The organism is Streptomyces sp. NPDC103540, assembly GCF_055584445.1.
In genome coordinates this window covers 104,893-117,345 of sequence record NZ_JBVJMA010000019.1, presented here as the reverse complement: position 1 = coordinate 117,345, position 12,453 = coordinate 104,893, and the positions used below count along the sequence as shown (strand labels likewise).

The following is a 12,453-nucleotide window of genomic DNA, read 5'->3' as shown; positions in this document are numbered from 1 at the left end:
TACGTGCGGCGGAACGTAACCCCGGCGACCGGAACATTCAAGACTGACGACCTGTCAGATTCAAGGGTGGCCGGCGAATGGATCTCGGGTGTGTCTCAACAGGTGTCACCCCGATGACGCTCCTGACCCCGCCTGTCATGATGGCCGGATGCAAGCGTCAGGGAAGAACGCCGGACTGGGCCTCGCCCTCGTCTCGGCGTGTGCGTTCGGTGGTTCCGGAGTCGCGGCGAAGCCGCTGATCGAGGCGGGTCTGGACCCGCTGCACGTGGTGTGGCTGCGGGTGGCCGGGGCGGCCCTGGTGCTCTCCCCGCTGGCCTGGCGCCACCGCGACCTGCTGCTGCGCAAACCCCTGCTGCTCGCCGGCTTCGGCCTCGTCGCCGTCGCGGGCGTCCAGGCCTTCTACTTCGCCTCCCTGTCCCGGATCCCGGTCGGCGTCGCCCTGCTGCTGGAGTACCTCGGCCCCGCCCTGCTGCTCGGCTGGATCCGCTTCGTCCAGCGCAAGCCCGTCACGCGGGCCGCGGCGGCCGGCGCCGCCGTGGCCGTCGTGGGGCTGGCCTGCGTGGTCGAGATCTGGGCGGGGCTCAGCCTCGACCCGCTGGGCGTGCTGCTCGGCCTGTGCGCCGCCTGCTGCCAGGCCTTCTACTTCGTCCTCGCCGACCAGGGCGCGGACGGCGAGGACGCGCCCGACCCGCTGGGCGTGATCGCGTACGGCATGCTCATCGGCGCCGCCGTGATGACCGTGATCGCCCGGCCCTGGGAGATGGACTGGGGCGTGCTGGGCGGCGACGCGCCGCTGGGGAAGCTGGACGTCCCCGCCCTCGCCCTGCTCGGCTGGGTGGTGCTGATCGCGACCGTGTTCGCGTACCTGACCGGCGTCGTCTCGGTGCGCAGGTTGTCCCCGCAGGTGGCGGGCGTGGTGGCCTGCCTGGAGGCCGTCATCGCCACCGTCCTCGCGTGGATCCTGCTGGGCGAACACCTCTCGCTCCCGCAGATCGTGGGCGGCGGACTGGTGCTCGGCGGTGCCTTCATCGCCCAGTCCGCGCGGGCCGAGCGGACGCCCGCCCCGGCTCCCGCCGAGCCGGACCGGGAGACGAGCGCGGCGTAGGTCGCGACCTTCGGGAGAGGGCGGCCGGAGCGCGCCGGCCGGGTACCGCGTAGGGTGCTGTCCATGCCTTCGACCGTGCTTCCGCCTCCCGCCGCCTAGCGCGGGCGGCCTCCACACACCGAACGACCGACCCGGGGACGCCCCGGGTCCGTCGGCGCTGCCCGCGAAGCGATGACCTTCCTCCTCATCCTTCACGCACGCGCGGAGACATCACGTGTCGAACCATTCGCCCGCCCTCGGGCGCGGCCTGCTCTACCTCGTCGTCGCCGGAGCCGCCTGGGGCACCGCCGGCGCCGCGGCGTCCCTCCTCTTCTCGGCCAGTGACCTGGGCCCGCTCGCCCTCACCTTCTGGCGTTGCGCGGGCGGCCTGGCGGTGCTGCTCGCGGTGCTCGCCGTACGCCGACCCGCGGCCGCCCGGCGGCGCCCCGCGGCCCGGCGCCCCTCGGCGCGCTCGCTGATCTGCACGGGCCTGCTGTTCACCCTGTTCCAGGCCGCCTACTTCGCGGCTGTGCGGGACACCGGCCTGACCGTCGCCACCGTGGTCACCCTCGGAGCGGGACCCGTGCTGATCGCGCTCGGCGGCCGGCACTGGATGGGCGAACGCCTGGGCGCGGGCGGGGCGGTCGCCGTCGGCGGGGCCCTCGCGGGACTGGGCGTGCTCGTGCTCGGCGGCGGGGACGCCGAGGTGCGGCCGCTCGGGGTCGGCTGGGCGCTGCTGTCGGCCGCCGGGTACGCCGGGATGACACTGCGGGCCAGGTGGCTCGGTCGGCGCGGCGAGGGCGGCGACCCCCTGGTGACCACCGCGTGGTCGGCGGGGGTGGGCACGGTGTGCCTGCTGCCGCTCGCCTGGTCGGAAGGGCTGCTGCCGCACACGGCCGAACCGGGCCGGGTGCTCGCGCTGCTGGTGTACGTGGCCGTGGTGCCCACGGCCCTGGCGTACGCGCTCTACTTCACGGGAGCCGCTTCGGTACGGGCCGCGACCGTTTCGGTGATCATGCTGATCGAGCCGGTGAGCGCCGCCGCCCTCGCCGTGGGGTTGCTGGGGGAGCGGCTGACCGGCGCGGTGGTGCTGGGCACCGTCCTGCTGCTGTCGTCGGTCGGCGCGTTGATCGTGTCCGAGGCGCGCGGGCCGCTGGATCGGACGGGCTCCGGCGCCGGGTCGAGCGGCGGTGACGCGGCGGGCGGGTCGGGCCGGCCGCGGGACGGGGGGCTCGGGGGCGGGAGCGCCCCCGAGCCTCAGAGCGCGGCGAGGTAGTCCGGCAGGGCGACGCCGGGGGTCAGGTCGGCGGCCGGGATCGGGGTCCCGTACGCCGGCGCGACCGGGACCACGCCCGACCAGAAGGGCAGTCCCTCGTCCTCGGCGTCGTCGTTCGGACCGCCCGTACGGATCTTCGCGGACACCTCGTTCAGGTCCAGGCGGATCACCGCCGTGGCCGCCAGTTCCCTGGCGTTGGCCGGCCGGGAGTCGGCGGAGCGGCCGGGGACCACGTGGTCGACGAGGGCGTCGAGGGCCATGCGGCACTCGTCCGCGTCGGTGACCTGGTGGGCGACGCCGTGCACGACCACCGAGCGGTAGTTCATCGAGTGGTGGAAGGCCGAGCGCGCCAGCACCAGCCCGTCCACGTGCGTCACGGTCAGGCAGACCGGCAGGCCCGGGTCGGCCTTGCCGGCGGCCAGCAGGGGGCGCGATCCGGTGGAGCCGTGGACGTAGAGGGTCTCGCCGACCCGACCGAAGAGGGTCGGCAGGACCACGGGGGCACCGTCGCGGACGAAGCCGAGGTGGCAGACGTAGGCCTGGTCGAGTATCGAGTGCACCGTCTCGCGGTCGTAGTGCGCCCGGTTCCGGGAGCGGCTCGGGACGGTGCGGTCGGTGGGCTCGTACGAGGAGGGCGCGGCGGGGGTCCCGGCGGACCCGGTCGGTGCCTGGATGGTGGCCATGATGCGAACTCCATTGCGCTAGTGCATAATGAACTTTGTGCTAGGAGACTATCGGATCACAGGCAGCCGCGCATCCGACATCGCGGCGAGCATCGAGAACGGCGTCGCCACGGGCGCGCTGCCGCCCGACCGGCTGCTCCCGCCCATGCGCGAGCTGGCCGCCGAGCTGGGCGTCAACCCCAACACCGTCGCCGCCGCGTACCGGACCCTGCGCGAACGCGGCGTCATCCGCACCGACGGGCGGCGCGGCAGCCGCGTGCTCGCGCGCCCCGCCACCACGCCGCGCGACGCGCTGCGCACGGCGGTGCCGGCCGACGTACGGGACCTCACCCGGGGCAATCCCGCCGTGGGGCTGCTGCCCTCGCTGGAGGGGCCGCTGCGCACCGCCGCCCTGCGGTACGCGGCCTCGCCGACCCTCTACGGCGAGGCCCCCGTCGTGGAGGACCTCGAACGGCTCGCCCGGGAACGCTTCGCGCGCGACGGAGTCCGGGCCGCCGACATCGCGGTCACCTCCGGAGCGGCGGACGGCATCGAACGGGTCCTGGCCGCGCACCTGCGGCCCGGTGACGTGGTGGCCGTCGAGGACCCCGGCTGGGGCAGCGTGCTGGACCTGGTGCCCGCTTTGGGGCTCACGCCGGTCCCCGTCGCCGTCGACGACGACGGGCCCCGGCCCGAGGCGGTCGCGCGGGCCCTCGCCGCCGGCGCCCGCGCGCTGGTCGTGACGGCCCGCGCGCAGAACCCCACCGGCGCGGCGGTCGGCGCCGAGCGGGCGGCCGAACTGCGGCGACTGCTGGCCGGGCACCCCGGCGTGGTGGTGGTCGACGACGACCACGGGGACGGCATCGTGGACCTGCCGCTGCACCCCGTGGGCGGCACCACCCGCCACTGGGCGCTGATCCGCTCGACGGCCAAGGCGTACGGGCCCGACCTGCGCCTCGCCGTGCTCACGGGGGACGCGGTGACCCTGGACCGGGTGCGCGGCAGGCAGCGACTGGGGCCGGGCTGGGTCAGCCGGCTGCTCCAGTACGCGGTGGTGGAACTGTGGGGCTCCGGCGCCGTGGACCCGACGGCGGTCGCGCGGGCCTACGGGCTGCGCCGCGACGGCCTGATCGCGGCGCTCGCGGCGCGCGGGGTGGCCGCCCACGGCCGGAGCGGGATGAACGTCTGGATCCCCGTCGCCGACGAGACGGCGGTGGTCACCCGGCTGCTGACGGCGGGCTGGGGGGTCACGGCCGGAGCCCGGTTCCGCGTGGAGTCGGGACCCGGCGTACGGATCACCGTCTCGGACCTGGACCCGCGCGAGGTGGAGACCCTGGCCGACGCCGTGGACCGGGCGGTGCGCCCCGTCGCGGGCGGACGCTTCGACTGACGGACCGGGGAGCGCCCGGCCGGCGCGGGGGCGGTCCCCCGGGGAGGTCCCGTCAGGCGCTCTTGGCGGGCGCCGGGCGGGCCTGGGTGAGGGCCGCGCCCGCCAGGACGATCACCGCGCCGACCGGCGTGTTCCAGTGCAGCTGCTCGCCGAGGACCAGGACGCCCGCGGTGGTGGCGATCACCGGGATGAAGTACGTGACCATCTGCGCGGTCGTCGGTCCGACCTCCGTCACCAGCCCGTACTGCAACTGGAGCGCCATTCCGGTGCCGAGGGCGCCGAGCGCCACCACCGCCAGCGTCGGCCACAGGGGGAAGCCGGCGGGGGCCGAGGTGAACAGGGCGCTGACGACGGCCAGCTGGAGCGTCGAGACCATCAGCTGCGCCCCGGTGAGCGCCACCGGCGAGCCGGGGGTGCCGGCCAGGGTGCGCCGGACGTAGATCCAGCCGATGGGGTAGCAGAGCGAGGCCAGCAGGGCGAGCGCGGTGCCCCGGGCGTCGATGCCGGAGAAGCCCTGCCAGGCGCCGAGGACGGTCAGCACGCCCAGGAAGCCGATGCCGAGGCCCACGAAGCGGCGGCGCGTGGGACGGTCCTCGGAGAGGGCGACCAGCGAGAGCGCCATGCCCCACAGCGGGGAGGTCGCGTTGCAGATCCCGGCCAGGCTCGACGGGATGGACAGCTCGGCGTACGCGAACAGCGAGAACGGCAGGGTGTTCAGCAGCAGCGCCGCGACCGTGAGGTGACCCCAGGTCCGCGGGCCCCGGGGGAGCGGTTCGCGGCGGACCGCCAGCACGGCCAGCAGGGCGAGCGCGCCGAAGAGGACCCGGCCGAGGGCCACCTGGAACGGGGCGAAGGCCTCCGTGCCCACCTTGATCAGCAGGAAGCTGAATCCCCAGACCACGGAGAGGAAGGCGAAGCGCAGCCGCCAGTCCGGGCGGCGTACGGCGGGGCCGACCGCGGCGGCGCCGGGCGCGGGCGCGCAGGCCCGCCCGGTCGGTGCGGTGGGCGCCGTCGGCGCGGGGGAGGTCGAGGGGGAGGGGTGGGGGCGGGAGGGGGCGGGGGCGCTCATGTGCCCACTCTGCTGCGCGGGATCTCGTAGGACAAGCGAGACTTGCTGGCCGTGACGACGTAGCATCGCTTACATGTTGAACCTGGAGCGCCTGCGCACCCTCGACGCCCTCGCCCGCCACGGCTCGGTCAGCGGAGCCGCGGGCGGACTCCACGTGACCACGTCCGCCGTCTCCCAGCAGATGGCCAAGCTGGAGCGGGAGGTGGGCCAGCCGCTCCTGACCAGGAACGGCCGCGGGGTCCGGCTCACCGACGCGGGCCGGCTGCTGGCCGACCACGCCGCCCGCATCATCTCCCAGGTCGAACTGGCCCAGGCCGACGTCGAGGCCCAACGGGGTTGCGCGGTAGGGGAGTTGAAGATCGGCGCCTTCCCCACCGCCATGCGCGGACTGCTGCCCGGCGCGCTGCGGGCGCTGCGCGCCGGACATCCCGAACTGCGGGCCCTGGTGCGGGAGCGGGAGCCCGAGGAGAGCATGGCGGCGGTCGTGCGCGGGGACCTCGACCTGGCCCTGGCCATCGACTGGCACAACAAGCGGATGCCCGTGCCGGCCGAACTGACCCGCGCGCACCTCCTGGACGACGCCGTCGACATCGCCGTCCCGGCCGACCACCCGCTGGCCGACCGGACGCGGATCTCCCTCGCGGAGTTCGCCGAGGACGACTGGATCTCCTGGAACGAGGGCCAGTTCTGCCACGAGTGGCTGGTCTTCACCCTGCGCGGCACCGGCATCGAACCGCGCATCGCGCACATCGCCGAGGAGCACCACACCCAACTCGCCTTCGTGGAAGCCGGGCTGGGCGTGTGCGTGACGCCCCGGCTCGGCCGTGGGCCCGTGCCCGCGGGGGTGCGGCTGCTGCCGGTCTGCGACACCGTACGACGGCACGTCTACGTCGTCTGGCGGGCGGACGCGGGCCGCCGCCCCTCCATCCGGGCGGCCGTCGAGGCCCTGCACGAGGCGGCGGCACGCGTCTGAGCGGCCGGCCGGCGGTACGCCCGAGGCGACGGGGTCGGGGGCGGTCCGCGGTGGGAGGGGGTCGGGCGGTCCGCGGCGGGAGGGGCGTCGTCAGCGGGCCCCGGCCCCGGTCCCCCCGAGCTTGCGGAAGTCCCAGGACACGACCGTGTCCGGAGTGAGCCGGATCCAGGCGTGGCGGCCGTCGTGGGGCATCGTCGGGATCCCGAAGTTCTTCACGGGGAACAGCCGTTCCGGCTCCTCCAGCTCCGGGCACGGCTCCCCGGTGCGCGGCGCCTCGCCCACGAAGACGGCGCGGCCGGACAGCTCCACCCCGCGCAGCTCGTCGTAGGACTCCCCGGCGTCCACCACGACCGAGATCCGCAGGTCCGCGCGCAGGTCGGACCAGCGGCGGCTGCGCGTGATCGAGTAGAGCCACAACGAGGCGCCGTCCCAGACGAACCACAGGGCGCCCACGTGCGGCCGCCCGTCCGGGGAGACGGTGGCCACCCGGCAGGTCCGCTGCCCGCGCAGGAAGGCGTCCACCTCCGCGTCGGACATCATGATCCGCCGGCCCCTTCGTTGGGCCGTCCGTGCCGTCTTCGCCTCGTCCATCGGCTCCGCACCCCTTCACATCTGACTGTGTGTCAGGAATCATGCGGGCTCCGCCGCCGCCACACCAGGGGGAGCCATGCAGGAACTCGATCCCGCCACGACCGCGCTGCTCACCGTCGAGTGCCAGAACGGTGTCGTGGGGGAAGAGAGCGCCCTGCCCGAACTGGCCGAGGAGGCCCGCCGCTCCGGGATGCTCGGGCGGGTGGCCGAGCTGGTCGACGCCGCGCGGACCGCCGGCGTACAGGTGGTGCACGCGGTGGCCGAACGGCGCCCCGACGGGCGCGGGGCGAACGCCAACGCGCGCCTCTTCCGGGCCGCCGGGAGGCTCCCCGTCCGCCAGCTGAGCGGGAGCCCGGCCGTCCGGGTGGCCGCCCCGATCACCGTCGCCGACGAGGACCTCGTGGTGCGCAGGCTGCACGGGCTCTCCCCGATGGCCGGCACCGACCTGGACGCCCTGCTGCGCAACCTGGGCGTCCGCTCCCTCGTCGTGACCGGCGTCTCCTCCAACATCGCCATCCCGAACACGGTCTTCGACGCGGTCAACCTCGGCTACGACGTCGTCGTCCCGGCCGACGCCATCGCCGGGGTCCCCGCCTCCTGCACCGCCGAGGTGATCCGCAACTCCCTCGCGCTCGTGGCGACCATCACCACGGCCGGAGCGCTGCTCGACCAGTGGGACTCCGCGCGCTGACCCCCGTAACCTGGGCGGATGCTGTCCGAAGTGATCGCGACCCGTTACGTCACGCCCTTGCGTGAGGGCGGCTCGCTCCCGGGGATCGTCGAGGCCGACGATCTCGGTACCTACGTCATGAAATTCACCGGAGCCGGTCAGGGACGCAAGACCCTGGTCGCCGAAGTGGTCTGCGGGCGCCTCGCCCAGCGGCTGGGCCTGCGCGTCCCGCGGCTGGTGGCCATGGACCTCGACCCCGTCATCGGGCTCGCCGAGCCCGACCAGGAGGTGCAGGAGCTGCTGAAGGCCAGCGGCGGCCTGAACCTCGGGATGGACTACCTGCCCGGCTCGCTCGGCTTCGACCCGCTCGCCTACGCGGCCGACCCGATCGAGGCGGGGCGCGTCGTCTGGTTCGACGCCCTGATCAACAACGTCGACCGGTCCTGGCGCAACCCGAACATGCTGGTCTGGCACGGGGACCTGTGGCTGATCGACCACGGCGCGACCATGATCTGGCACCACAACTGGCCCACCGCCCGGGCGGCCGCGGCCAAGCCCTACAACGCCTCCGACCACGCGCTGGCCCCCGTCGGCCCCGACATCGCGGCCGCCGCGGCCGAGCTGGCCCCGCTGGTGACGGAGGAGCTGCTGACCGAGGTCACCGCCGACGTGCCCGACGAGTGGCTCGTCGACGAACCGGGCTTCGACACCACCGACGCGGTCCGACGCGCCTACGTCGACGCCCTGCTGCCCCGCGCGGCCACGATCCACGAGAGGATCACGATGGAGGCCGAGGTCCGGCCCCGATCCGGTCCGCCGGGGTGGCTCGCCGAGCGCCTCGCCCCCCAGCCGAACAAGAAGAAGAGCGACAGCGAGTGACCAAGCGGGACGTGTTCGAATACGCGCTGGTGCGCGTGGTGCCCCGGATGGAGCGCGGCGAGTGCTTCAACGCCGGCGTCGTCGTCTACTGCCGGGCGCGCTCCTACGTGGCCGCCCGTACCCATCTCGACGAGGCCAAGCTCCTCGCCCTGGACCCCGCGGCCGACGTGGCCGGGGTCCGGGCGGCGCTGCGCGGGGTCGAGGGGCTGTGCGCGGGCGGCGAGCGGGCCGGGCAGGCGGCGGGCGACGAGCCGGGGCGCAGGTTCCGGTGGCTGATCGCCCCGCGCAGCACGGTGGTGCAGCCGGGGCCCGTCCACACGGGCCTGACGGCGGATCCGGAGGCGGAGCTGGAACGCCTCCTGGACCTGTTGGTCCGCTGATCGGCCCGCCCGTACCGGGTCCCGTTGACACGGGGTGCCACGGCTCCTAGCGTCTCCTCAGCTGAAGCTACTAAGCGGTTGCTCACCTCGGGCGGCCGTTCTCAAGGGCGAGGAGATCCAGCATGTCCACCACCGAGCAGCGCGTCGCGATCGTGACCGGGGCGGCCCGTGGCATCGGCGCGGCCACGGCCGTCCGTCTGGCGGCCGAGGGCCGCGCCGTCGCCGTACTCGACCTCGACGAGGCGGCCTGCAAGGACACCGTGGAGGCGATCACGGCGGCCGGCGGCCGGGCCCTGGCCGTCGGCTGCGACGTCTCCGACGCCGCGCAGGTGGAGGCGGCCGTCGAGCGCGTCGCGAGCACGCTCGGCGCCCCGACCATCCTGGTCAACAACGCGGGCGTGCTCCGCGACAACCTCCTCTTCAAGATGAGCGACACCGACTGGGACACGGTCATGAACGTCCACCTGCGCGGTGCGTTCCTGATGGCGCGGGCCTGTCAGAAGTACATGGTGGAGGCCAAGTTCGGCCGCGTCGTGAACCTCTCCAGCAGCTCGGCGCTCGGCAACCGCGGCCAGGCCAACTACGCCGCGGCCAAGGCCGGTCTCCAGGGCTTCACCAAGACCCTCGCCATCGAGCTCGGCAAGTTCGGCGTCACCGCCAACGCCGTCGCCCCCGGCTTCATCGTCACCGAGATGACCGCGCGGACGGCCGCCCGCGTCGGCATGGGCTTCGAGGAGTTCCAGGCCGCCGCCGCCACCCAGATCCCCGTCCAGCGCGTGGGCCGCCCCGAGGACATCGCCAACGCCATCGCCTTCTTCACCGGCGACGCGGCCGGCTTCGTCTCCGGCCAGGTCATGTACGTGGCCGGCGGCCCGCTCAACTGACGACCGCCGACGACGCGGGTCCACGAGTCCACGAGTCCACGAGAGACAGGACGCAGGAAATGACGGACAACGGCACGGGCGGCGACAGGGCCGCCGGCAACGGCGGCGTCGACAGCGGGCGGGTCGCGCTCGTCACCGGCGCGAGCCGGGGCATCGGCTACGGAGTGGCCGAGGCGCTCGTCGCGCGGGGCGACCGGGTCTGCATCACCGGGCGCAACGAGGAGGCGCTCAAGGAGGCCGTGGAGCGGCTCGGCGCGGACCGGGTGATCGGGGTGGCGGGCAAGGCGCACGACGAGGCCCACCAGGCCGTCGCCGTGGAACGCACCATGGAGGCCTTCGGCCGGGTCGACTTCCTGGTGAACAACGCGGGCACCAATCCGGTCTTCGGGCCGATCGCCGACCTCGACCTCGGGGTCGCGCGCAAGGTGTTCGAGACGAACGTGATCTCCGCGCTCGGCTTCGCGCAGCGGACCTGGCACGCCTGGCAGAAGGAGAACGGCGGGGCGATCGTGAACATCGCCTCCATCGCCGGCATCTCCGCCTCGCCCTTCATCGGCGCGTACGGGATGAGCAAGGCGGCCATGGTCAACCTGACCCTCCAGCTCGCCCACGAGATGGCGCCGGGCGTGCGGGTGAACGCGATCGCCCCCGCGGTGGTGAAGACCCGCTTCGCCCAGGCGCTCTACGAGGGCCGCGAGCAGGAGGCCGCGGCCGCCTACCCGCTGGGCCGGCTCGGTGTCCCCGAGGACATCGGAGGAGCCGCCGCATTCCTGACATCTGCACAAGCGGAATGGATCACGGGACAAACTCTGGTGGTCGATGGAGGAATGTTCCTCAATGCCGGAGTGCACTGACCGATAAACGGACGCATTTGCCTCCTTGAGGGAGGCAAATGCGTACCTAATGTGCACGTAATCGGTCAAGTGCCTCACGAAACCTGCCCATTGGATTTGTGATGCACTGCGGTAGGGTCTGCCGCACCCCTGGCTGATCGAGGAGCGTGCACGTGTTCAACCGGACCAGATGCCTGCAGATCGCTGCGGCCGTTGCGTCCATATCCCTGCTCTCCGGATGCGGTCTGTTCTCGGACGACAGCGGCGACAAAGCGAAGCGGATCGTCGTCGGCACCACCAGTGCCCCGAGCACCCTCGATCCGGCGGCGGCCTGGGACGGCTCCTGGGAGCTGTACCGCAACGTCTACCAGACCCTGCTGGCCTTCCCGACGGGCAGCACCAAGCCGCAGCCCGACGCGGCGCAGAACTGCGAGTTCACCGACGCGGCCAACGAGTCCTACCGGTGCACCCTGCGCAAGGGCCTGAAGTTCTCCAACGGCGAGCCGCTCGACTCCAAGGCGGTCAAGCACTCCCTCGACCGGATCAAGACGATCAACCACAAGTTCGGTCCCGCCGGGCTCTTCGGAACCCTGGAGAAGATCGAGACCCCGGACGCGCTCACGGTCGTCTTCCACCTGAACACCCCCGACGCGACGTTCCCGTACGTGCTGGGCTCGCCGGCCGCCTCCCTGGTCCCGCCGAAGGAGTACCCCGCCGGCAAGATCCGCGACGACGGCGCGATCACCGGCTCGGGGCCCTACGTCCTCACCTCGTACAAGAAGGACGGCGAGGCCGTCCTCGGCCGCAACGAGACCTACGCCGGATTCGCCAATCGCCGCAACGACGGCGTCACGATCCGCTACTTCTCCGACTCCAAGAAGATGGTCGCGGCCCTCAAGGGCAAGGAGATCGACGCCACCTACCGCGGCCTCTCCGCCGCCGAGATCAAGGACCTCCAGACCCCCGCCTCGCACGCCCAGGGCGTACAGGTCGTGGAGAACGTCGGGGCCGAGATCCGCTACCTGGTCTTCAACCCGAACGACCCGCAGGTCGCCAAGCCCGCGGTGCGCCAGGCCATCGCCCAGGTCATCGACCGGGGCGCCATCGTCTCCAAGGTCTACCAGGGCACCGCCGAGCCGCTCTACTCGATGGTCCCCAAGGGCGTCGTGGGCCACAAGACGCCGTTCTTCGACCTCTACGGCAACGCCAACGTCGAGAAGGCCAAGAAGATCCTCAACGGCGCCGGCATCACCACCCCGGTGGAACTGACCTTCTGGTACACCACCGACCGCTACGGCGCCTCCACCGCCGACGAGTTCACCGAGATCAAGCGCCAGCTCGACGAGACCAACCTCTTCAAGGTCAACCTGCGCGGCCAGCCCTGGATCGCCTTCCAGGAGGGCTACAAGAGCGGCCAGTACCCGGTCTTCGGCCGCGGTTGGTTCCCCGACTTCCCGGACCCGGACAACTTCATCGCGCCGTTCGTCGGCAAGCAGAACGCGGTCGGCACCCCCTACGAGCCGCCGCAGATCATGAACGAACTGCTGCCCAAGTCCCGCCGCGAGGGCGACCGGTCGGCCGGCGTCAAGGAGTTCGAGACGGCCCAGCAGATCTTCGCCCAGGACGTCCGCCTGCTGCCCCTGTGGCAGGGCAAGCTCTACGTCGGCGCGCGCGAGGACATCGCCGGCGCCGAGCGGGCCCTCGACCCGCAGACCGCCATGCAGATGTGGGAGCTGTACCGCAAGACCAGCTGGTGACGGCT

13 protein-coding genes are annotated in these 12,453 nt (G+C 73.1%); 10 read left to right on the top strand and 3 right to left on the bottom strand.

The genetic code is table 11. The features are described from left to right. The first annotated feature begins 148 nt into the window (after positions 1-148). Both ACZ6ZI_RS34600 and ACZ6ZI_RS34595 read left to right on the top strand, forming a co-directional pair. A complete protein-coding gene (locus ACZ6ZI_RS34600) occupies positions 149-1,105 on the top strand; it encodes an EamA family transporter (RefSeq protein ID WP_469527782.1) in 957 nt (318 codons plus the stop codon). A gap of 214 nt (positions 1,106-1,319) precedes the next feature. Beyond that, a complete protein-coding gene (locus tag ACZ6ZI_RS34595) occupies positions 1,320-2,360 on the top strand; it encodes a DMT family transporter (RefSeq protein WP_469527781.1) in 1,041 nt (346 codons plus the stop codon). Here ACZ6ZI_RS34595 and ACZ6ZI_RS34590 read toward each other — a convergent pair. Next, positions 2,342-3,043 carry a pyridoxamine 5'-phosphate oxidase family protein gene (locus tag ACZ6ZI_RS34590; RefSeq protein WP_363055189.1) on the bottom strand — a complete coding sequence of 234 codons (702 nt, stop codon included), beginning with the start codon at positions 3,041-3,043 and terminating at the stop codon, positions 2,342-2,344. The genes ACZ6ZI_RS34595 and ACZ6ZI_RS34590 overlap by 19 nt on opposite strands. A gap of 37 nt (positions 3,044-3,080) precedes the next feature. On the opposite strand from ACZ6ZI_RS34590, the gene ACZ6ZI_RS34585 reads away from it, so the two are divergent. Continuing rightward, positions 3,081-4,412 (top strand): aminotransferase class I/II-fold pyridoxal phosphate-dependent enzyme, encoded by a 1,332-nt coding sequence (locus tag ACZ6ZI_RS34585; RefSeq protein ID WP_469527778.1) that lies wholly within the window; start codon positions 3,081-3,083, stop codon positions 4,410-4,412. 52 nt (positions 4,413-4,464) lie between these two features. On the opposite strand, the gene ACZ6ZI_RS34580 is transcribed toward ACZ6ZI_RS34585, so the two are convergent. Next, the gene (locus ACZ6ZI_RS34580; protein ID WP_469527775.1) at positions 4,465-5,481 is read right to left on the bottom strand and encodes a DMT family transporter; all 1,017 of its coding nucleotides are present in this window, start codon (positions 5,479-5,481) and stop codon (positions 4,465-4,467) included. A 73-nt stretch (positions 5,482-5,554) separates the two neighbouring features. Here ACZ6ZI_RS34580 and ACZ6ZI_RS34575 point away from each other — a divergent pair, with 73 nt between their 5' ends. Further along, positions 5,555-6,454, top strand: a complete 900-nt coding sequence (locus ACZ6ZI_RS34575) for a LysR family transcriptional regulator (protein ID WP_469527772.1) — start codon at positions 5,555-5,557, stop codon at positions 6,452-6,454. A 90-nt stretch (positions 6,455-6,544) separates the two neighbouring features. On the opposite strand, the gene ACZ6ZI_RS34570 is transcribed toward ACZ6ZI_RS34575, so the two are convergent. Beyond that, positions 6,545-6,994, bottom strand: a complete 450-nt coding sequence (locus tag ACZ6ZI_RS34570) for a pyridoxamine 5'-phosphate oxidase family protein (RefSeq protein ID WP_469527770.1) — start codon at positions 6,992-6,994, stop codon at positions 6,545-6,547. Positions 6,995-7,121: 127 nt separating this feature from the next. Here ACZ6ZI_RS34570 and ACZ6ZI_RS34565 point away from each other — a divergent pair, with 127 nt between their 5' ends. The 6 genes from ACZ6ZI_RS34565 (at position 7,122) to ACZ6ZI_RS34540 (ending at position 12,448) form a co-directional block, all read left to right on the top strand. Then, positions 7,122-7,736: a cysteine hydrolase family protein gene (locus ACZ6ZI_RS34565; RefSeq protein WP_469527767.1), complete on the top strand. Its 615-nt coding sequence runs from the start codon at positions 7,122-7,124 to the stop codon at positions 7,734-7,736. An 18-nt stretch (positions 7,737-7,754) separates the two neighbouring features. Further along, on the top strand, positions 7,755-8,594 hold the full coding sequence (locus ACZ6ZI_RS34560; protein WP_469527764.1) for a HipA family kinase: 840 nt from the start codon (positions 7,755-7,757) through the stop codon (positions 8,592-8,594). Beyond that, on the top strand, positions 8,591-8,974 hold the full coding sequence (locus ACZ6ZI_RS34555) for a DUF3037 domain-containing protein (RefSeq protein WP_469527761.1): 384 nt from the start codon (positions 8,591-8,593) through the stop codon (positions 8,972-8,974). Before ACZ6ZI_RS34560 ends, ACZ6ZI_RS34555 begins: the two co-directional genes overlap by 4 nt. Positions 8,975-9,096: 122 nt before the next feature. Next, the gene (gene fabG, locus ACZ6ZI_RS34550; RefSeq protein ID WP_469527759.1) at positions 9,097-9,858 is read left to right on the top strand and encodes a 3-oxoacyl-ACP reductase FabG; all 762 of its coding nucleotides are present in this window, start codon (positions 9,097-9,099) and stop codon (positions 9,856-9,858) included. 59 nt (positions 9,859-9,917) lie between these two features. After that, positions 9,918-10,712 carry an SDR family oxidoreductase gene (locus ACZ6ZI_RS34545; protein ID WP_469527756.1) on the top strand — a complete coding sequence of 265 codons (795 nt, stop codon included), beginning with the start codon at positions 9,918-9,920 and terminating at the stop codon, positions 10,710-10,712. A gap of 152 nt (positions 10,713-10,864) precedes the next feature. Beyond that, positions 10,865-12,448, top strand: coding sequence for an ABC transporter substrate-binding protein (locus ACZ6ZI_RS34540; RefSeq protein WP_469527754.1), 1,584 nt, complete (start codon positions 10,865-10,867; stop codon positions 12,446-12,448). Positions 12,449-12,453: the final 5 nt, after the last annotated feature.

What these genes read in the sequence shown, in the direction of transcription:
- ACZ6ZI_RS34565 (WP_469527767.1), top strand. Translation starts at nt 7,122, where the DNA reads ATGCAGGAACTCGATCCCGCCACGACCGCGCTGCTCACCGTCGAGTGC.
- ACZ6ZI_RS34575 (WP_469527772.1), top strand. Translation starts at nt 5,555, where the DNA reads ATGTTGAACCTGGAGCGCCTGCGCACCCTCGACGCCCTCGCCCGCCAC.
- fabG (WP_469527759.1), top strand. Translation starts at nt 9,097, where the DNA reads ATGTCCACCACCGAGCAGCGCGTCGCGATCGTGACCGGGGCGGCCCGT.
- ACZ6ZI_RS34560 (WP_469527764.1), top strand. Translation starts at nt 7,755, where the DNA reads ATGCTGTCCGAAGTGATCGCGACCCGTTACGTCACGCCCTTGCGTGAG.
- ACZ6ZI_RS34570 (WP_469527770.1), bottom strand. Translation starts at nt 6,994, where the DNA reads ATGATGTCCGACGCGGAGGTGGACGCCTTCCTGCGCGGGCAGCGGACC.
- ACZ6ZI_RS34590 (WP_363055189.1), bottom strand. Translation starts at nt 3,043, where the DNA reads ATGGCCACCATCCAGGCACCGACCGGGTCCGCCGGGACCCCCGCCGCG.
- ACZ6ZI_RS34545 (WP_469527756.1), top strand. Translation starts at nt 9,918, where the DNA reads ATGACGGACAACGGCACGGGCGGCGACAGGGCCGCCGGCAACGGCGGC.
- ACZ6ZI_RS34580 (WP_469527775.1), bottom strand. Translation starts at nt 5,481, where the DNA reads ATGAGCGCCCCCGCCCCCTCCCGCCCCCACCCCTCCCCCTCGACCTCC.
- ACZ6ZI_RS34600 (WP_469527782.1), top strand. Translation starts at nt 149, where the DNA reads ATGCAAGCGTCAGGGAAGAACGCCGGACTGGGCCTCGCCCTCGTCTCG.